Origin of the sequence: Streptomyces beigongshangae (genome assembly GCF_019710745.1) — a bacterium.
GTDB classification, from domain to species: Bacteria; Actinomycetota; Actinomycetes; order Streptomycetales; family Streptomycetaceae; genus Streptomyces; species Streptomyces beigongshangae.
Window position 1 is genome coordinate 23,586 of record NZ_JAHKJW010000045.1, and the last position, 18,101, is coordinate 41,686.

Below are 18,101 nucleotides of genomic sequence, written 5' to 3' on the forward strand. Positions count from 1 at the left end.
CCCAAATGGCCCGCCCAGATGCGGCCTTGGCCCCCCTCGGTGCGGTCCGGTCCCGGCCGCTCTTGTACCGTGGGGCGCGAATATGTTCTTGTGTTCCCATCCGGGCGGCCGAGAGGGCTCCCGGATCTGCCGAGGGGGCGAGGGTGACGACGGCTGACCGTCAGGGCCGGCTGCTGGCGATCAGCGACCTGCACATCGGGTACGCGGAGAACCGCGCCCTCGTCGAGAAGATGCGCCCCGAGACCGACGACGACTGGCTCCTGGTGGCCGGTGACGTCGCGGAGACGGTGGCCGACATCCGCTGGGCCCTCGAAACCCTCGCCCGGCGCTTCCGCAAGGTGATCTGGGCGCCCGGCAACCACGAGCTGTGGACGCACCCCTCGGACACCGTCACCCTGCGCGGAGTGGCCCGCTACGAGCACCTCGTCGAGGTCTGCCGCGAACTGGGCGTGATCACTCCGGAGGACCCCTACCCCGTGTGGGAGGGCCCCGGGGGACCGGTCGCCGTGGCCCCGCTCTTCCTGCTCTACGACTACTCGTTCCTGCCCGCGGGCTGCACGACCAAGGAACAGGGCCTGGAGTACGCCCACGGGACCGGCGTCGTCTGCTCGGACGAGCACGTGCTGCACCCCGACCCGTACCCCAGCCGCGAGGCCTGGTGCCGGGCCCGGGTGGCCGAGACCGAGCGCAGGCTCGCGGAGATCCCCGCCGACCTGCCGACGGTGCTCGTCAACCACTACCCGCTGGACCGGCACCCCACCGAAGTCCTCTGGTACCCGGAGTTCGCCATGTGGTGCGGCACGCGGCTCACCGCGGACTGGCACCGCACCTACCGCGTGGCCGCGATGGTCTACGGCCACCTCCACATCCCCCGCACCACCTGGCTCGACGGCGTCCGCTTCGAAGAGGTGTCGGTGGGTTACCCCCGCGAGTGGCGCAAGCGCTCGGAACCGCCGGGCAAGCTGCGCCGCATTCTGCCGATGGAGGTCGGATCGGGTGATCGAGGAGCTGCTCCCGGAATCGGTCGTGGCCGTGGAGGCACACGCTGACGAACAGGCCGAGGGCATCAGCGGCACACCGCCGTACCCGGAGCTGTACCCGGAGGAAGAGGCGCTGATCGCGCGCGCCGTCGAGAAACGGCGGCGCGAGTTCACCGTGGTGCGCGGCTGCGCGCGGCGGGCCATGGAGAAGCTCGGCGTGCCCCCGCAGGCCGTCCTGCCCGGCGAGCGGGGAGCCCCGCAGTGGCCCGCCGGGCTGATCGGCACCATGACGCACTGCGAGGGCTACGCCGCCGCCGCACTGGCCCGCGCCGCCGACCTGGCCTCGCTCGGCATCGACGCGGAGCCCCACCGGCGGCTCCCCGACGACGTGCTGCCGTCGGTGGCGCTGCCCGGCGAGGTCGAGCGGCTGCGCGTCCTCGCCGGGCGGTACCCCGGCGTCCACTGGGACCGGCTCCTGTTCAGCGCCAAGGAGTCCGTCTACAAGGCGTGGTTCCCCCTCACCAGGAAGTGGCTCGACTTCTCCGAGGCGGACATCGAGGTCTTCGCGGATCCCGGACGCACCACGTCCGGCGGCCTGCGCGCCACGCTCCTCGTGCCCGGCCCGGTGGTGGACGGCCGTCGCGTCGGCCGCTTCGAGGGACGCTGGACGGTGGACCGGGGACTCGTGGCGACCTCGGTGACCGTCCCCCACGGGCAGGGCTGAGCGGGGCCCGCGGCGCCCGGCTCCCGTCGGGAACGTGACGGCGGGCCGTCACGTCTTCGGGCACCAGGTGTGCAGCAGGCGGAAGAACGCCTCCTCGTTGCCCTCCAGGCCCGCCGCCGCCAGGGCGCGCTCCGCCTCCGCGAGGGCCGAGGGCGGCACGACGGGTGGTCGGCCGCCCGGACCGGGCGGCGCGTCCAGCGCGGCCCGTACGGTCTGCAGCAGACGCAGATACGCCTGCACGGCGCTGCGTTCGTGATCGGTCAGTACGGCGGTCGGCATCCGACGGCTCTCCCGGTTCGGCTCGGCTACGGCTCTCGGATCGTGCGCGCGCCGCCGCACAGCGGTGGCGCTGGGTCCAGCTTGCCGTCCGCCACTGACAATGCCCCTTCCGTCCGTATGCGTTCGCCCGGCCGGCGGAGGGGAACGGCATGCGGGCACCCGCCCGGCCGGGGATCCGCCCCGCGCACGGCGGAGCGCGCTCCCGCGGGCCGTCCGCCCGGACCCGGCCGCCCCGCGCCGCACGCGTCCCGCTCTAGCGGGTCCGCTCCGGGGAGTCGCTCCGCGGCCAGGCCGCACCGCGGTCACGGACGGCCGCGACGACGGGCGAGCGGCACAGCGCGAGGGACATCCGCACGAGGTCGCGCGGGCTCTCGGCGACCGCGACGGGCCGGGGGTCCGGGGACACGGCCGTCCCCGCGGAGTCGAGGACCCTGCCCTCCGGATCGGCGGCCCGGGCCCGCACGGCCGCCGCCACCATCGCCGCGTCGGCCTCGGCGGCGGCCTGGACGGGGTCGGCGCCCGCCGCGAGCGCCGCGGCCCGGACCCGCGCCCGCAGCCCGGCGTCGAAGTAGGGGTACAGGCAGAGCATGCCGTCGTGGATGTCGGACTGCCGCTGTGTGACGCGCAGCCCGGCGGGCGACCACCAGGACATCCGCACCGTGCGGCCCGCGTGCGGCGAGACCGGCCGCAGCTCGCGCCACAACGGGCCGAGGCGGCGGTACGTCGACCAGGTCGACCAGGTGTCGCCGGCCCGCTGGCAGGCCAGCGGGAAACAGAAGCCGACCGCGCTGATCTGCGCCCCGACGGAGGCGAGCCAGGGGGCCACGTAGGAACTGAGGTGGTCGAGGTTCCCGCCGTTCCAGCGCGCGACCACCGCGGTGAACTTGGCCGTCAGGTACGCGAGGTTGCACACATGGCCCGCCACGATGATCAGCAGCCCGGCCCGCAGCCTGCCGTGCACCTGGAGGGCCCAGCGGCCGCACATCACGTTCATCGCGACGCCCGCCACGGCCAGCGCGCCGAGGTAGAGCACGATCATCTCGCGCACGAACGGCTCACCGGCGTAGTACGTGTCGAAGTCCCGCAGCCGCTCGACCGGTGTGTCCCCGAGGGCGAACAGCACGACGAGGACCACGATCACGACGCCGTACCCGGTGATCCATCGCCGCGACGTCCGGCGGGTCAGCTCGGGGGGTCCGCCCCGCCAGTTGACGATCAGCACCAGACAGGCCGCGCTGAACGCGCTCAGCAGACAGTAGACGAGCGGCGCGGAGACGTTGGCGACGCCGACGACGTCGTTGACCTCGCCGATGGTCGGCGGCGCCGCGAAGAAGAACACCAGCCCCGTCAGCGCCACCAGCCAGCACACCGACCGCAGCAGCGGGTCCCGCCAGGACCGCAGCAGCGAGGGTCCCTTGACGGCGAGCACCGCCGCCATGGCGACAGCGGGAACGTAGTAGCCGGCCCCGTCCACGGTGCGAACGCCTCAGCCCCGCGGGCCGCGGTAGCCCAGGGACGCCTCGATCCGGCCCGCGAGCCCCTCGCGCCGTACGGGCCCGCGCGGCGCGGAGCCGGCCAGCCACCCCCGGCACCTGCTCGCGAGCAGCAGGCCGAAGCTCTCGGCCTCCTTCTCGTCGGCCAGGTCGAACCGGGTGCGCGCCGCCACCTTCAGGACGGCCGCCCGCAGGTCGGCGTCGTCCGACAGCAGCCGGGCGGCGACCGCGGCGCCGTCGATGTGATGACCGGTGTGCCCCGCGCTCATGTGCCACAGCTCGTGGCCGAGGATCACCAGCTGGTGGTCGGGTGCGGTGCGCTCCTCGATGACCACGAGGTCCTGTTCCGCCATGTCCAGCCAGAGCCCGCTGGCGGTGCCCGGCGGGAACGGGGCGGTGCGGAACCGGACGGGGCGCCCGCGCCGTCTGCTCATGCCCTCGCACAGGGCCGCGTACAGCTCCGCGGGCTCCGCCGGTGCCGGCAGCGAGAGCTCCTCGACCAGCTCGCCGCACAGGCGGCGCATGCGCCTTCCGATGCCCACCGCAGTCCCCCGGATCACGACTCGGGCCGCTTGACGCTCTCCAGCAGCATGTCGAGCCACTCGGCGACCTTGTCCCGGTGCTGGTCGGTGGGCAGCTGCGCGGCCCGCCAGGCGATGCCGCGGACCCCGTGGTCCTGCAGCAGCCGTTCCAGCGGGTCGTCCGCCGCCGCCGGGGCCGACCGGCGCTCCCGGTCGGCGAGCCGCTGGAGGAGGTCCTGCTCGGTGCGCTGGAGGGCGCCGGCCAGTGCCTCGGGGTCCTCGGCGGTCAGGAAACCGGCGTGGACGCGGAAGAAGCGCTGGATGGCGTCGCAGTGCTCCATCGTCGGGCGCCGGTCGCCGTTGATGAGCGCGCCCGCCTGCTGGCGCGACATCCCGGCGCCGTCGGCGATCTCCTGCTGGGTGTAGCGCCGCCCGTTGGGCTTCAGCCGGGTGCGGCGCAGCAGGTCCAGACGCTGCAGGAAGCGCGCCTGGAGGTCGGGCTCGCCCGCGGGCCGCCCGTTCAGCAGGGATCGCACCACGACCTCGGGCACCCCCGACGCGGCAGACAGGCGGCGGACGTCGAACACCTCGCCGTGCGGTGCGCCGAGCCGGTCGGCCAGGGCGGCGACCCGGGCCGCGACGGCCGGCAGCGGACCCGTCGCCGTGGCGCCCGGAACCTCGAAGCCATCCGTCACCGACAGTTCTCCTACGTCTCGATCGGCCGACCGCTGTGGGGAACCGGATCCCTCGGACGTGAAGCCCCTGTGCGGATCCGCGCTGCGCAGCGTGAACTGCCCGAAGACCGGAGAGTAGCCCTTGGTCGAACGCACATCCAGGTGTCGCCACAACTGTGGCGTGATTCAGTCGTCAACAGCCGCCGAATGCCACGATAGTTGACACCGCTCCCGGCGGGGTAGCAGGATCACGACGCCGCGAGAAGGCCGCATAGGCAAGAGGGGTGGACCTCCCGATGGCACACCAGGCAGGAGGACCCCGGCCGCGGCCGCGGCCCGTCCCCCAGAGTATCGAGGCCCGGGCGTACCTCCAGGACTACGCAGCGCTCCTGGACGCCGTTCCCTTTCCGTCGGTCGTCGTCGACCACCGCTGGGACGTCGTTCTGGCCAACGGCGCGTTCGAGACACTTTTCCGTGAGGTCGGCCCGCACCCCACCGCCATGCCGGGCGACAACTTCCTGCGGTTCGTCCTCTTCCACCCGGACGCGGGCACTGTCCTCGCCGAGCACGAGTCGAGCTGGTGCCTGCCGATGCTCGCGCACCTCGCCGCCGCCGTGGAGCGGCACGGCCACGACCACGGACTCCAGTCCATCCTGCGGGACATCGCCCAGGACCCGATCATGGACGTCGCCTACCGGCACGGACTGCCCCACTGGATCCGCTCGGTCGGCCGGCACGCCGTCGAGCACGACGGCGCGGTGCGGCCGCTGCTGCACCCCGATCCGCGGTGGGGGGGCACCTGCCGGATCGTCGGGGAGACCCCCAAGACCCTGCACGACATGGGCTACACACGCCTGACGCTGGTCCTGCGCGAGGCCCGCCGTCCGGCGGCCGCGACCCGCCGGACGGGCCGGGGCGGCCGCGGCCGGCGCGGAACGGGCCACCTCAGCGTGGTGCCGGCCGCCGAGGCGTGATCACGGCGTGCCCGCCCCGGGTCCTCACGGCTCGGGATGTTCAGAGACATCGGGGTCCTGGAGGTCCTCGGCCGGACGGTCCGCGGGCTTGAGGTCCTCGGCCGGGCGGTCCGCGGGCGTCCCGCGTTTCGCCGCCTGGATCTGCTCGTAGACATGGGTGCGCAGTTCGGCGAAGCGCGGCGCCACCCGGGTGTGCAGCTGGTCCCGGTCGGCGGGCAGGTCGATCCTCAGCTGCTCGCGCACCACCGTAGGGGAGGCCGAGAGGATCAGCACCCGCTCGCCGAGGTAGACGGCCTCGTCGATGTCGTGCGTCACGAAGAGGACCGTGATGCCCCGCTGCCGCCACAACCCCCGGACCAGGTCCTCCAGCTCGGCCCGGGTCTGCGCGTCGACCGCCGCGAACGGCTCGTCCATGAGCAGCACCTCGGGCTCGTACGCCAGGGCGCGGGCGATGGCCACCCGCTGCTGCATGCCGCCGGACAGCTGCCACGGGTAGGCGCCCGTGGCGTCCGTGAGGCCGACGGACTCCAGGGCGTCGGCGACCAGCCCGCGCCGCCGGGCGCCGCCCAGCTTCTTCTGCCTGAGCGGCAGTTCGACGTTCTCGCGGACCCGCATCCAGGGGAACAGGCTGCGCCCGTACTCCTGGAAGACGACGGCCATGTCCGGCGGCGGCCCGGTCACCCGGCGGCCGCCCACCAGCACCTCGCCCGCCGTGGGGGTGAGCAGCCCGCCGACGCACTTCAGCAGCGTCGTCTTGCCGCAGCCCGAGGGCCCCACCAGGCACACCAGTTCACCGGCGTCCACCGTGAAGGTGAGGTCGCGCACCGCCTCCACCCGCCGGCCCGATCCCTCGTAGACCTTCCCGAGTCCGCGCACGTCGAGCATGGCCGGCCCTTTCGCGAGGGTCACGACGACCGCCGGGAGGCGTCGCGCAGACCGTGGTACCAGCCGAGCGCGCGCCGCTCGGCCAGCCGGAAGACGACCGACAGGGCGAACCCCAGCAGGCCGAGCAGCAGGATCCCGGTCCACATCTCGGGGATGGCGAAGCCGCGCTGGAACTGGACGACGGTGAAGCCCAGCCCGTTGCTGGCGGCGAACATCTCGCTGATGACCATCAGGATGATGCCGATGGACAGGGCCTGGCGCAGCCCCGCGAAGATCTGCGGGCTCGCCGCGCGCAGCACCAGGTGCCGCAGCCGGGCGATGCCCGTGACGCCGTACGAGCGGGCCGTCTCGGACATCACGGAGTCGACGGCCCGTACGCCCTCCACGGTGTTGAGCAGGACCGGCCAGACGCAGCCGCTCGCGATGACCGCGATCTTCATCGTGTCGCCGATGCCCGCGAACAGCATGATGACCGGGACGAGCACGGGCGGCGGCACCGCGCGCAGGAATTCGAGGACCGGCTCGCACACCGCCCGCACCCGGCGGTACGAGCCGATCACCGTGCCGAGGGCCACGCCCGCGACGGCCGCGCACGCGTAGCCGGCCGTCAGCCGCAGCAGGCTGGGCACGACGTCCTCGCGCAGCCGCTCGCCGGTCCAGACGTCGGGGAACGTCCCCAGGATCGTGCGCAGGGGCGGCCGGTAGACGTCGGTGCTGTCGTCCGACGCGAACCACCAGGCCACGACGAGCACGGCGGGCAGCGCGACGGCGAACAGCAGCCGCAGCAGGAGGTTCCGCACCCGCGCGCTCACACCGCCACCTCCCCGCGCACGGACTGGTGCCAGGCCAGCGCCCGCCGCTCGACGGTCCGCGCGCCCACGTTGATCAGCAGCCCGAGCAGACCGGTGACCACCACCAGCGCGTACATCTCCGGTACCGCCTGCGAGGTCTGGGCCACCGCGATCCGCGCCCCGAGGCCCGGGGCCCCGATGACGAGCTCGGCGGTCACGGCGAGGATCAGCGCCACCGCGGCGGCGAGGCGCACCCCCGTCATGACGTACGGCAGGGCCGTGGGCCACAGCACATGGCGCACCCGCGCCCAGGTGCCCAGGCCGTACGCGCGGGCGGTCTCCTCGGCGACCGGGTCGACGTCCTGGACGCCGTGCAGGACCTGGACGAGCACCTGCCAGAACGACGCGTAGACGACCAGCAGCAGGACCGAGCGCAGCCCGGTGCCGTACAGCAGCACGGCGAGCGGGATCAGCGCGACCGACGGGATCGGCCGCAGGAACTCGATCGTCGACGCGGTCGCCTCGCGCAGGTACGGCGTGACCGAGATCAGCACCCCGGCCAGGACGCCCGCGGCCACGGCGACGGCGAGCCCGATCGCCCAGCCGGTCAGCGTGTCCCCGAGCGCGGTCCAGAACGCCCCGTCGCCGAGTTCGCCGGCGAGCGCGCCGGCGATGCGGCCGGTCGGCGGGAAGTAGTCCTCGTCGACGAGGCCGAGCCGCGGCACGGCCTCGCCGAGGGCGAGGAACGCCGCGAGCCCGGCCGCGCCCAGGAGTGCGTCGGCGCCCCTCACGGAAGCAGCTCGTCCAGGTCCGGAGCCTTCTCGAACAGACCGTCCCGCTCGCCCAGTTCGGCCAGCCGCTCGATGGAGGGCCGGTCCGGCTCGGCGGGCCACCGGGGCAGGGTGAGCGTCTCCACCAGGGGCCGCGGGATCTTCGTGTACGTGGTGATGATCTCGCGCACCTCCTCCGGGTGGCCGTCGGCGTACTCCAGGGACTCGGCGGTCGCCTCCCGGAACCTCTCCACCATCCCCGCGTTCTTCCGCGCGTACTGCTGCGAGGTGAAGTACATGGCCACGGTGAGGTCGGGCGACACGTCGTGGAAGAGCGACGCGATGGAGGTACCGCCCTTCGCCTTGATGCCGGCGAGCGCGGGTTCCACCACACAGGCCGCGTCCACCCGGCCGCCGTCGAGCGCCGCCTGCATCTGGTCGAAGGGCATCTCCACGAACTCGACCTTCGACGGGTCGCCGCCGTCCTTGCGGACCGACTCCCTGGTGGAGGTGTCGCAGATGTTGTTGAGCGTGTTGGCGGCGACCTTCCTGCCCTCCACGTCCCTGGCGGACTTCAGGGGGCTGCCCTTCTCCACGGCGAGCTCCGCGAAGTCGGCGCCCTCCTCGCCGGTGGAGGCGACACCGTTGACCACGGCCTTGACGGGCACGTTCTTCGACGCGGCGGTCAGCAGGGACGTCGTGTTGCTGAACCCGAAGTCGAACTGCCCGGAGACCACACCGGGCACGACGGCCGCCCCGCCCTGGGCACTGGTCAGGGACAGCTCGATGCCCCGCTCGCGGTAGAAGCCCTTCTTCTGGCCCAGGTACAGGGGGGCGACGTCGATGATGGGGATGACGCCCACCTCGACCGTGGTGCCGCCGGACCCCTTGTCCGGCCCGGCGGAGTCCGGTTCCGGGTCGTCGGACGAACCGCAGGCCGTCGCGGCGGCGAACAGGGCGCCGGTCACGAGGCCGATGAGCAGACGACGCATGACTCCCCCTACTGGGACAGTTCCTCGACAGGCTGTGCGCAGGCCGAACGCAAGTGCTCAGCGGGAACGTAGAACGCGGCCGGGAAACAGGTCAATGCCCCCGACGCGTACACGGCCCGCACGATCGTCACGGCCGACCTGCCCCCGCACCCGCCGGCCGCGGTCGCCCGGACCGAGGCGGACCCGCGGATCACAGGTCGAGCACGAGGCGCTTCCCGCGGCACCGGGACACACAGATGAACATGGTGTCGGCGGTCTCCCGCTCGTCCTCCGCGAGCACCGAGTCCCGGTGGTCCGGGACGCCCTCCAGGACGTCCGTCTCACAGGTCCCGCAGGTGCCCTCGGTGCAGGAGTAGAGCACGTCGACGCCCGCGTCCAGCACGGTGTCGAGCACGGAGGCGTCCGCGGGGACGGTGAGGGTGCGCCCCGAGCGCCGCAGGACGACCTCGAACTCCGTGTCGCCGTCCGTCTCCTGGACCTCCGGCGGCTTGGGCTGGAAGCGCTCGACGTGCAGGGAGCCCGCCGGCCACCCCGCGCACCGCTCCTCCACGGCGTCCAGCAGTGGTCCGGGGCCGCAGCAGTAGACGAGCGTGTCCGGCCGCGGGGTGCCCAGCACGGAGGCCAGGTCGAGCAGCCCGCTCTCGTCCTGCGGGACGAGGCGCACCTTGTCCCCGTACCGCCGCAGCTCCTCGGTGAACGCCATGGACGCGCGCGTCCGGCCGCCGTACAGCAGCGTCCAGTCCGCACCCGCCGCCTCGGCCGCGGCGAGCATCGGCAGGATCGGGGTGATGCCGATGCCGCCCGCGACGAAGAGGTAGCGGGGGGAGGGCTCCAGCGCGAAGTGGTTGCGCGGGCCGCGCACGCGGACCTTGCTGCCCGCCTCCACCTGCTCGTGCACATGCGCGGACCCGCCGCGCCCCGCGGGTTCCCGCAGCACCGCGACGCGCCACTCGTGCCGGTCGGCGGGGTCACCGCACAGCGAGTACTGCCGCTCCGGACCGGGAGCCGGCAGCACGTCGATGTGGGCGCCCGGCTCCCAGGCCGGCAGCTCCTCGCCCAGCGGGTGGCGCAGGGTGAGGACCACCACGCCCTCGGCCGCCAAGTCCCTCTGCTCCACGACAAGTTGGGCTTCGTAAGAGATCATGGGTCGATCCTACGGGGCAGGTGTCCCTCGGGGTGGGCGAGCAGCCACTCCCACATCGCGGCCGGGTCCTCGGCGGTGTGCTCGGCCCCGCAGTGGCAGGTGCCGAGCAGCACGTCGGTGCCCGGCAGCCGGTCGACGCGGTAGACCTCGCCCGTCGGGCCGCTCACCGCACCTCCTCCACCGGCTTCCCGCCCTCCTCGACCAGCCGCGCGAGGATCCTGCGGGCGGCCAGGCCGCCGGTGTCGATGTTGATGCTCAGCTCCTGGTAACCGGTCCGCTCGGTGCCGAGCGTGCGCTGCAGCAGGTTGAGCGCGTCGACGTCCTGCAGCACGACGGCGCGGTTGCTGCTGCGCAGGAACTCGCCCACCTCGGCGTCGTCGGTCGCCCAGTCGCGCGAGACCATCCAGAAGTCGTACACCCTGCCCTCGGCGGACGGTGTGACGGCGTACGTGATCTCCGTGTGGAAGCCGTGCGGGTCGCTGCCGTCGGGTCCGGGCACGACGCCGACCGGGGCGATGCGGCTGTGCAGCAGGTACAGGCAGGGCGCGTGGTACTCGATGTCCTGCCAGCGGGTGATCCGCCCGCCGATGCCGGTCGACCTGGCGTAGAAGGGCGGGCACTCGGCGTCGTCCATGTGCCGGCTCACCCGTACGACGCCGGCGCCCTCGTCCACCTCGGTGGTGATCGGCGTCTCGGCGACCTCGGGGGTGCCGATGTGACCGCCGTGCAGATAGGTCTCGTGGGACAGGTCCAGGAGGTTGTCGACGAGGAGGCCGTAGTCGGCGTCGACGGACTCCATGCCGCCGACGGTGACCCAGCCGGGGGAGTCGAGGTGCGGGGCCCGCGGGATGCTCCCCGGATCGGCGCGGGCCGGGTCGCCGATCCACACCCACACCAGGGCGTCCTGCTCGGCCACGGGGTAGGAGGCGACGCGCGCGGTGCGGGGTACGCGCCGCTGGCCCGGTACGTACACGCAGGCGCCCGTCCTGTCGTACGTGAACCCGTGGTAGCCGCAGACGATCCGGTCCCCGTCGAGCCCGCTCGCGGAGAGCGGGTACCGGCGGTGCACGCAGCGGTCGTGCAGCACGACGGGCCGGCCGTCGTCCTCGGCCCGGTAGAGCACGAGCGGCTCCCCGAGCACGGTCCGCCCGAGCAGTTCCCGCCCGACCTCGTGGGAGTGGGCGACGACGTACCACTGGTTCCTGGCGAAGGCGGTCATGTGCGGCATGGCTGCGGCTCCCGTCGTCCTCGACGTCGTGGGGGAACACCATGACGAGGCCGCCCGCACCGCGGCAACAGGACTTCCGTACGGCGGAAACGTCCTGGCGTCCGCCCGCGGCCGGACGCGCCCCCGCCGCGCGGCGCCGTCAGGACCTTCCGAGTGCGGCGCCCAGCAGGTGGGAGTCGAGCAGGGAGACGTCCGAGGTCCGGTCGGCCCGGGCGTAGCCGGCGACCATGCGCTTCGTCAGGACGAGGGCCTCGGGCGAACGCCGTGCGAGCGGCCTCGTCCAGGTGCCGACGGCACGGTCCAGCTGGTCCGCGGGGACGACCTTGTGCAGCAGGCCGAGCCGGTGGGCGGTGGTCGCGTCGAAGACCTCGCAGGTGAGCGCCAGTTCGCGGATCCGTGCGGCGCCGGCCTCGGATATCAGCCGGCCCATGGCCCCTCCCCAGGCGGGCGGGAGGCCCAGGCCCACCTCGGGCATGCGGAACCGGCAGGTGTCCGCGCCCACGCGCAGGTCGCAGAACGCGGCCAGCGCGAGTCCGGCCCCGATGACCTTGCCGTGCAGCCGGGCGACGGTGACGGCATGGGTGTTCTCCAGGGAGTGGCACAGGCGCTGGGCCTTGTCCGCGGCACGCCGCAGGGCGGCACCGGTCGGGTCGGCGGCCAGGGCGTCCAGGTACTCGCCGCGGTCCGCCCCCGTGCAGAAGTCCTCCCCCAGCGAGGACAGGACCAGGACGCGGACGTCGGGGCGCTCGTGCAGGCCGTCCAGCAGGGCGATGAGGTCGTCGAGCACGGCGGCGCTGAGGACGTCGTCCTCCTTGGCCGGGTTGAGGCGGACCCGGAGCACGGGGCCGTCCTGCTCGGTCTCGACGGCCGGGGGGCGGGGTGCGGGGAGGGGGGACATGTGGTGGTTCATGCGAGGGCGACATCCAGGCTCAGCAGACGTCTGAAGGCCACCCGCGGGGCCATCGGCGGGCGCCGGACCAGGGTGAGGCGGGGCAGACGTCCGACCAGTTGACGGAGGAGGGTGTGGGCTTCGAGGCGGGCCAGCGGGGCACCGAGGCAGTAGTGGATGCCTCCGCTGAAGGCGAGGTGGTGGGCGGCGGTCCCGCGGTGGGGGTCGAACCGGTCGGGATCGGGGTGCTTGGCCGGGTCCCGGTGGGCGGCCCCCACCATGAGGTGGACCATGTCGTCCGCGCGGACCTCGAACCCGTCCAGGAGGCAGTCCTTGCCGGCGACCCGGCTGATCACATGGGTGGGCGGGTCGTAGCGCAGCGTCTCCTCCACGAAGGCGGGCGCCAGGTCGGGGCGGGCGGCCAGCAGGTCCCAGCGCGCCGGTTCCCCGACGAGCAGCAGCGTCATGGTCGACAGCAGGGTGGACGTGGTCTCCAGGGCGGCCAGCAGGACGAAGAGGGCCAGGAAGTAGACCGCCTCGTCGGCCTTGTCCCGGTCGGGCTCCATGGCGTCCCACGTCCCGATCCAGCGCGACACCGGGTCGTCGCCGAGGCGGCGGCGCCGTTCACGGATCAGCTCCGTGAAGTAGGCCCGCAGTTCGGCCATGGCGACGTCGGACCGGGCCAGCTGGCTGGCGGAGGGCAGCAGTTCCTGGGTGAAGACCTGTTCATGGGTGAGTTCGCGCAGCCGCGGCCAGTCGGCGGACGGCAGGGCGAGCCAGGCGCCGATGGTGGCGACCGGCAGTTCCTCGCTCACCAGGGCGGCGAAGTCCGCCTCGCCCCCGCCGTCCTTCAGCCGCTCGGTCAGGGAGTCGAGAAGGCCGTCGGTCAGCCGGCTCACGGTCGGGCCCATCCGCTGGATGCTCGCCCGGTCGAAGCCTCCCGCCGCCCGGCGCACCCTGGTGTGCTCCGGGGGGTTGAGGGCGGGCATGGTGCTGCCTATCTCGCGCGAGGACGGAGCGCTCCAGCGGGTGCGGGGCCCCTGCCGGTCCCGCCAGCCCTGGTCCGGCTCCAGCCAGTCGGCGCTGCGCAGTATTCGGTCGCAGGTGTCGAAGCCGGTGACGAGGAAGCCGCCCCAGGGGGCGGGAGCGACTCCGCCCCTCGACCGTAGTTCCGTGTAGAGGGGAAAGGGATCGGCCTGTCCTTCCGCCGTCCGCAGACGGGAGAAGAGCGAGACGGCGGCCCGGCGGTCGGAGGACGGAGTCGTGAGGCTCCCCACGGTGGCGGCTCCTTTCTGAGCAACAGCCGCCATACGTACCCGTGGGACAGTTGAAACATCCTGTGACACTGTCGTCTCGCAGGGTTACTTACGTCACTCGCCCCTCGTCCACGCCAGGAAACGGCTGAAGAGTCCCGATTTGGACTTCGACGCGGCGTGGGACGACGTCGGCCGGTACGCCGGGTCGGCGGAGTGCTGGGCGGCGGAAGCGGAAGCCGTCCGGGAGTCCCGCGACGGGGCGGACCCGTCGGAGGCGTGCAGCGCGCCGCGCGGGGTGAACCGGACCGGGAGGCTCACCAGGGACCGGCTCCACGGCGCCGGAACCCAGGAGAGGTCCTGGAAGCGGAGGCGCATCTCGACGTCGGGCAGACGGTTGAGCAGCGTCTCGACGGCCGTGACCGCGATCATGAACGCCGGGTCCTTGGCGGGGCACGCGTGCGGTCCGGCGCCGAAGGCCAGATGGGCCTTGCCGCTGAGCTGCTCGCGGTGCTCGGTCAGCTTCGGGTCGGTGTTGGCCGCGGCGAAGGAGATGACCACCGGGTCGTTGGCCCGCAGCGCCCGGCCGCCCAGTTCGACGTCGTGGGTCGGGTAGTGGGCCGCGTAGTTGGCGATCGGCGCGTAGTTCCACAGCGTCTGGACGATCGCGTCCTCGACCGGCAGCCCGCTCTGCCACTCCTCGCTGAGGTACAGCGCGCTGCTGGTGCCGATGGCCGCCGCCAGCGGCGCGGTGCCGCCGGAGAGCAGGGTCACGAGCTGGTGCAGCACCTCCTCGTCGGTCAGTCCGGCGGAGTGCTGCATGAGACGTGTCGTCACGTCGTCGCCGGGCCGGCGGTGCTTGAGGGCGATCAGCTCACCGAGCGCGCTCCCCAGCACCTGGTCGGCGCCGGGGGTGCCCTCGAAGATGCCGCTGATCCCGGCGATGACGCGGTCGCCGATCTCGGGCGGGCAGCCGAACAGGTCGCTGAAGACGAGCAGCGGGAGCGGCTGGGCGTAGTCGGCCATCAGCTCCGCCTGGCCGCGGACGTCCGAGCTGAACCGGCTGATCAGGTAGTCGGCGGACTGCTGGGTCTGCCGGACGAGCTGGAGTTCGTCGATGCTCGCCAGGCTGTCGGTGACCGCCTGGCGCAGCCGGGCGTGGGCCGCCCCGTCGCTGAAGAGGGCGTTGGGGCGGTAGCCCATCATGGGCAGGGCCGGACTGTCCGCCGGCACCGCGCCCTTGTTCAGCGCGTTCCAGCGGCGGGAGTCCCGGACGAAGGAGGCGGGGTTCTGCAGGATGTACAGGGCCGCGTCGTAGCTGGTGACCAGCTCGACCTGGACGCCCGGGGCGATGTCGACGGGAGCGCTGGGGCCCAGTGTGCGCAGATGGGCGTAGTGGCGCTCGGGGTCGGAGCCGAACTCGGGACCGAACAGCTGGACGTTGCCGTGCGCGGGGCAGCCGGGCGGCGGCGTCCCGTGGGAGTTGAGCTGGTGCTGCATACCGTGGTGGCTCCTAGTCGAGTATGGACATGAGGTGCTGCACGAGGGTGATGAGGGACCGCGCGGAGGACGTCTGGTCGCGCACGTCGCAGTGCACGATCGGGGTGTCCGCGGCGAGGTTCAGCGCCTCGCGTACTTCGTCGAGCGGGTACTCCGTGGTGCCCTCGAAGTGGTTGACACCGATGGCGTACGTCAGGCCGAAACGCTCGACCAGGTCCAGGACCGCGAAACTCTCGTGCAGCCGTGTGGGGTCGACCAGGACCAGGGCGCCCAGCGCACCCCGCGACAGTGCCTCCCACATCTCCTTGAAACGTTCCTGCCCGGGCGTTCCGAAGAGGTACAGGACGAGGGTCTCGCTGAGGGTGAGACGGCCGAAGTCCATGGCCACCGTGGTGGTCGTCTTGTTCGGTGTGCCCGACAGGTCGTCGAAACCCTCGCTGGCCTCGGTGATCTCCTCCTCGGTCTGCAGCGGCTCGATCTCCGAGATGCTGCTGATCAGGGTGGTCTTCCCGACCCCGAAGTGACCCACTATGAGGATCTTGACCGAATTGGAAACGTCTGGATCCAGGTACACGGCTTACGCTCCGAATTTGGTTCTGAGGCCGTCCAGCACAGCGCTGAGGAGTTCGCGTTCGACCCGTTCCACGCGGGGGATGGGCTTCCGCACGAGGATGAGACCGTCCTCCTCCAGCTGCGCCAGCAGGATCCGCACGATGCCCAGGGGCAGGTGCGTGTGGCCCGAGACCTCCGCCACCGACAGGAAGCCGTCGGCGATCAGGTCCATGACCTTGCGGGCCTCCGGGGACAGAGCGCGTGCCGCCGCGGCCGACGCGCCGTCGCGCGCGGTCACCAGGGCGGTGTGCTCGTACTCGTGGTCCGCGGGAAGGTCGCGTCCCTTCGCGATCACGAACAGGGGGACTAAGGGGGAGGTCAGTTCCAGTTCCTCGTCCGGACCGTCAGACATGGTCGGCCTTCCTTCCCTGCCCTGCCTCGCGCTCCAGGAGCGCGGGGACGACGTCGCACAGACGGCTCGTGAACTCCTCGATGTCGCAGTCGTGTTCGGCGGCGGCGGCGAGGAACCCGTCGTCACCGGCCGCGATCAGGAAGATCCAGCCGTGCTGGTACTCGATGACGGTCTGCTGCCACTCGGCGTCCTCGGGACCGGCGAACTGCGCCGCCGCGCGGCTGTAGGCGTGGATGCCGGTCATGGCCGCGGCCATCGTGTCCGCGAGGTCCTTGTCTATCCCCGAGGTCGCCCCGCGCGGCAGGCCGTCGGAGCCGAGCAGCAGCGCGTGCCGGGCACCCCGCACCTCGGCGACGACCTGGTCCAGCTCCCGGAGCACGAACCCCGAACCGCTCGGCCCCCGGCGCGGGGCGGGCGCGGTGGGGGCGAGCCGGGAGGGGTCCTCGACGGTGACCCGCGGCGGCGACGTCAGGTTGCCGCCCAGCCGGGCGACGAGCCGGTTCATACGGAAAGAGAGCTGCTGGAGGTCGACATCGGGCTCCGCGGCGGCGGCCAGGTACGCGCCCTGCCCCGCCCCGATCAGGAAGACCCAGCCGTGGGAGAACTCGATGACCGTCTGGTTCCACTGCCGTTCCTGCGACGAGCCGGCGAAGTGCGCGGTGGCCCGGCTCAGGGACTGCATCCCCGACATGGCGGCGGAGATCGTCTTCACGTCCTTCTTGGTCAGGCCGTCCGTGGCCCCGCGCGGCAGGCCGTCCGCCGACAGCACGACGGCATGCCGGGCCCGGGGGACGTTGTCCACGATGTCCCTGACCATCCACGACATGTCTGTGGTCATGCGTCCTCGGTCCCTTCGGACGACGGCACCTCGACGGCGCGGCCGGACATGGTGCCGCGTTGGATCGCGGCGAGGCCGCCGGCCCCCCGCGGGCCCTTCTTGAACGGCCGCGTCCCCTTGGCGGAGGCGCCCCCGGCGTCGGTGGCACCCGCGGTCGGGGCCTGGCGCTCCCCGCGCTTCGGCAGGCCGTGCACCGTACGGTCCTCGGGCGCCTCCTCCGCGCTCGGGATGCGCCGGATCCTTCTGACCGGGGTCTCCTGGGCGGGCGGCGGGGTCTCCTCCATGGTCCACAACTCCTCGGGCAGCAGGACGACGGCCCGGACGCCGCCGTACCGGGAGACTCCGGTGACGTCCACCTTGAAGCCGTACTGGTGCGCGATCAGACCGACGACGGGGAGACCGAACTTCGGCTGGGCACCGAGCTGCGACAGCCGGGGGACGGTGCCGCCGGACAGCAGCACGGTGGCCTTCTGCCGGTCCTCGTCGCTCATGCCGACACCGGCGTCGTCGATCACGATGCACAGGTTGCCCTGCACGCGCTGGAACGTCACCTCGATGGGCGCGTCGTGCTGCGAGAAGCTGGCGGCGTTGTCGAGCAGCTCGGCGACGGCGAGGGCGACGGGCGCGACGGCGGACGCCTTCAGCGCGATCCCGCTCTGCTGCATGATCTCGACACGGTTGAAGTTGCGGATCTGGCCCTGTGCGCTGCGTACCACGTCGTAGACGCTGGCCGCCTGGCTGCGGCGGCCCAGGGGCGCGCCGCACATGACCGCGATGCCCTGGGCCTTGCGGGCCATCTGCGCGGTGGCGTGGTTGACGTCCAGCAGGTCGGCGAGGACGGCGTGCCCGCCGTACCTGCGCTGGATGCCGTCCAGGAGCGTGGTCTGCTCGGCCGCGAGGCTCTGCAGGAAGCGCACGGCACCCTTGAGGACCGCCTTGGTGCTCTCCTCGGCCGTCCGTTCGGCCTCGCGGAGCGCGCCCTCCTGCTCACCACGGAATCTCTGCAGGTCGGCGAGGACGGTCGAGAACCTGCGCTCGGCATCGGCCAGCTGCCGCGTCAACTCCTCCTCGGCCTGCCTCTTTCTGGCCCCCAGGGCTCTGTTGCGGACGACGAGTGCCACGACGGCGGCAACGGATATCACCGCTACCGCAGCGAGGCACCATATGAGCACGTCTCGATTCATAGATACCTTTCCCGGGGC

21 protein-coding genes are annotated in these 18,101 nt (G+C 72.7%); 3 read left to right on the plus strand and 18 right to left on the minus strand.

All coding sequences use genetic code 11. The features are described 5' to 3' along the window. Positions 1–143: 143 nt before the first annotated feature. Both KM933_RS28675 and KM933_RS28680 read left to right on the plus strand, forming a co-directional pair. Positions 144–1,049, plus strand: coding sequence for a metallophosphoesterase family protein (locus KM933_RS28675; protein WP_308013573.1), 906 nt, complete (start codon positions 144–146; stop codon positions 1,047–1,049). Further along, positions 997–1,704, plus strand: a complete 708-nt coding sequence (locus KM933_RS28680) for a 4'-phosphopantetheinyl transferase family protein (protein ID WP_221357490.1) — start codon at positions 997–999, stop codon at positions 1,702–1,704. Before KM933_RS28675 ends, KM933_RS28680 begins: the two co-directional genes overlap by 53 nt. 48 nt (positions 1,705–1,752) lie before the next feature. Here the strand turns inward: KM933_RS28680 and KM933_RS28685 are convergent, their stop codons facing one another. From KM933_RS28685 to KM933_RS28700, 4 genes are all read right to left on the minus strand, one after another. Beyond that, positions 1,753–1,983, minus strand: coding sequence for a hypothetical protein (locus tag KM933_RS28685; RefSeq protein ID WP_221357491.1), 231 nt, complete (start codon positions 1,981–1,983; stop codon positions 1,753–1,755). Between the two features lie 253 nt (positions 1,984–2,236). Continuing rightward, positions 2,237–3,457 (minus strand): MAB_1171c family putative transporter, encoded by a 1,221-nt coding sequence (locus tag KM933_RS28690; RefSeq protein WP_221357492.1) that lies wholly within the window; start codon positions 3,455–3,457, stop codon positions 2,237–2,239. A 12-nt stretch (positions 3,458–3,469) separates the two neighbouring features. Then, positions 3,470–4,000, minus strand: a complete 531-nt coding sequence (locus KM933_RS28695; protein ID WP_221357493.1) for a toxin-antitoxin system, toxin component — start codon at positions 3,998–4,000, stop codon at positions 3,470–3,472. Positions 4,001–4,032: 32 nt separating this feature from the next. Continuing rightward, positions 4,033–4,692 carry a helix-turn-helix domain-containing protein gene (locus tag KM933_RS28700; RefSeq protein ID WP_221357497.1) on the minus strand — a complete coding sequence of 220 codons (660 nt, stop codon included), beginning with the start codon at positions 4,690–4,692 and terminating at the stop codon, positions 4,033–4,035. A gap of 275 nt (positions 4,693–4,967) precedes the next feature. Between KM933_RS28700 and KM933_RS28705 the strand changes: the two genes are divergently transcribed. Further along, on the plus strand, positions 4,968–5,645 hold the full coding sequence (locus tag KM933_RS28705) for an MmyB family transcriptional regulator (RefSeq protein WP_221357498.1): 678 nt from the start codon (positions 4,968–4,970) through the stop codon (positions 5,643–5,645). 24 nt (positions 5,646–5,669) lie between these two features. On the opposite strand, the gene KM933_RS28710 is transcribed toward KM933_RS28705, so the two are convergent. The 14 genes from KM933_RS28710 to KM933_RS28775 all read right to left on the minus strand — a co-directional run bounded on the left by KM933_RS28710 (position 5,670) and on the right by KM933_RS28775 (position 18,083). After that, positions 5,670–6,530, minus strand: coding sequence for an ABC transporter ATP-binding protein (locus KM933_RS28710; protein ID WP_221357499.1), 861 nt, complete (start codon positions 6,528–6,530; stop codon positions 5,670–5,672). 20 nt (positions 6,531–6,550) lie between these two features. Continuing rightward, complete coding sequence (locus KM933_RS28715; RefSeq protein WP_221357552.1) at positions 6,551–7,330, minus strand: ABC transporter permease; 780 nt, start codon at positions 7,328–7,330, stop codon at positions 6,551–6,553. An 8-nt stretch (positions 7,331–7,338) separates the two neighbouring features. Then, the gene (locus KM933_RS28720) at positions 7,339–8,112 is read right to left on the minus strand and encodes an ABC transporter permease (RefSeq protein ID WP_221357500.1); all 774 of its coding nucleotides are present in this window, start codon (positions 8,110–8,112) and stop codon (positions 7,339–7,341) included. Continuing rightward, positions 8,109–9,083, minus strand: coding sequence for an ABC transporter substrate-binding protein (locus KM933_RS28725; protein ID WP_221357501.1), 975 nt, complete (start codon positions 9,081–9,083; stop codon positions 8,109–8,111). The genes KM933_RS28720 and KM933_RS28725 overlap by 4 nt, the downstream gene beginning before the upstream one ends. A 190-nt stretch (positions 9,084–9,273) precedes the next feature. After that, positions 9,274–10,227 (minus strand): PDR/VanB family oxidoreductase, encoded by a 954-nt coding sequence (locus KM933_RS28730; RefSeq protein WP_221357503.1) that lies wholly within the window; start codon positions 10,225–10,227, stop codon positions 9,274–9,276. Further along, positions 10,224–10,394, minus strand: coding sequence for a hypothetical protein (locus KM933_RS28735; RefSeq protein ID WP_221357505.1), 171 nt, complete (start codon positions 10,392–10,394; stop codon positions 10,224–10,226). Before KM933_RS28735 ends, KM933_RS28730 begins: the two co-directional genes overlap by 4 nt. Further along, entirely contained in the window at positions 10,391–11,455 is a 1,065-nt protein-coding gene (locus tag KM933_RS28740; RefSeq protein WP_221357507.1) for an aromatic ring-hydroxylating oxygenase subunit alpha, read from the minus strand. Before KM933_RS28740 ends, KM933_RS28735 begins: the two co-directional genes overlap by 4 nt. A 139-nt stretch (positions 11,456–11,594) precedes the next feature. After that, positions 11,595–12,353, minus strand: coding sequence for an enoyl-CoA hydratase/isomerase family protein (locus KM933_RS28745; RefSeq protein ID WP_221357509.1), 759 nt, complete (start codon positions 12,351–12,353; stop codon positions 11,595–11,597). Between the two features lie 8 nt (positions 12,354–12,361). Further along, positions 12,362–13,621 (minus strand): cytochrome P450, encoded by a 1,260-nt coding sequence (locus KM933_RS28750; RefSeq protein ID WP_308013574.1) that lies wholly within the window; start codon positions 13,619–13,621, stop codon positions 12,362–12,364. 93 nt (positions 13,622–13,714) lie between these two features. Then, positions 13,715–15,097: a cytochrome P450 family protein gene (locus KM933_RS28755; protein ID WP_221357512.1), complete on the minus strand. Its 1,383-nt coding sequence runs from the start codon at positions 15,095–15,097 to the stop codon at positions 13,715–13,717. A gap of 13 nt (positions 15,098–15,110) precedes the next feature. Continuing rightward, entirely contained in the window at positions 15,111–15,671 is a 561-nt protein-coding gene (locus KM933_RS28760) for a GTP-binding protein (RefSeq protein ID WP_221357513.1), read from the minus strand. Positions 15,672–15,674: 3 nt separating this feature from the next. Continuing rightward, complete coding sequence (locus tag KM933_RS28765; protein WP_221357514.1) at positions 15,675–16,061, minus strand: DUF742 domain-containing protein; 387 nt, start codon at positions 16,059–16,061, stop codon at positions 15,675–15,677. Continuing rightward, positions 16,054–16,899, minus strand: a complete 846-nt coding sequence (locus KM933_RS28770; RefSeq protein ID WP_260334289.1) for a roadblock/LC7 domain-containing protein — start codon at positions 16,897–16,899, stop codon at positions 16,054–16,056. The genes KM933_RS28765 and KM933_RS28770 overlap by 8 nt, the downstream gene beginning before the upstream one ends. After that, entirely contained in the window at positions 16,896–18,083 is a 1,188-nt protein-coding gene (locus tag KM933_RS28775; RefSeq protein ID WP_260334290.1) for an ATP-binding protein, read from the minus strand. Before KM933_RS28775 ends, KM933_RS28770 begins: the two co-directional genes overlap by 4 nt. Between the last annotated feature and the right edge of the window lie 18 nt (positions 18,084–18,101).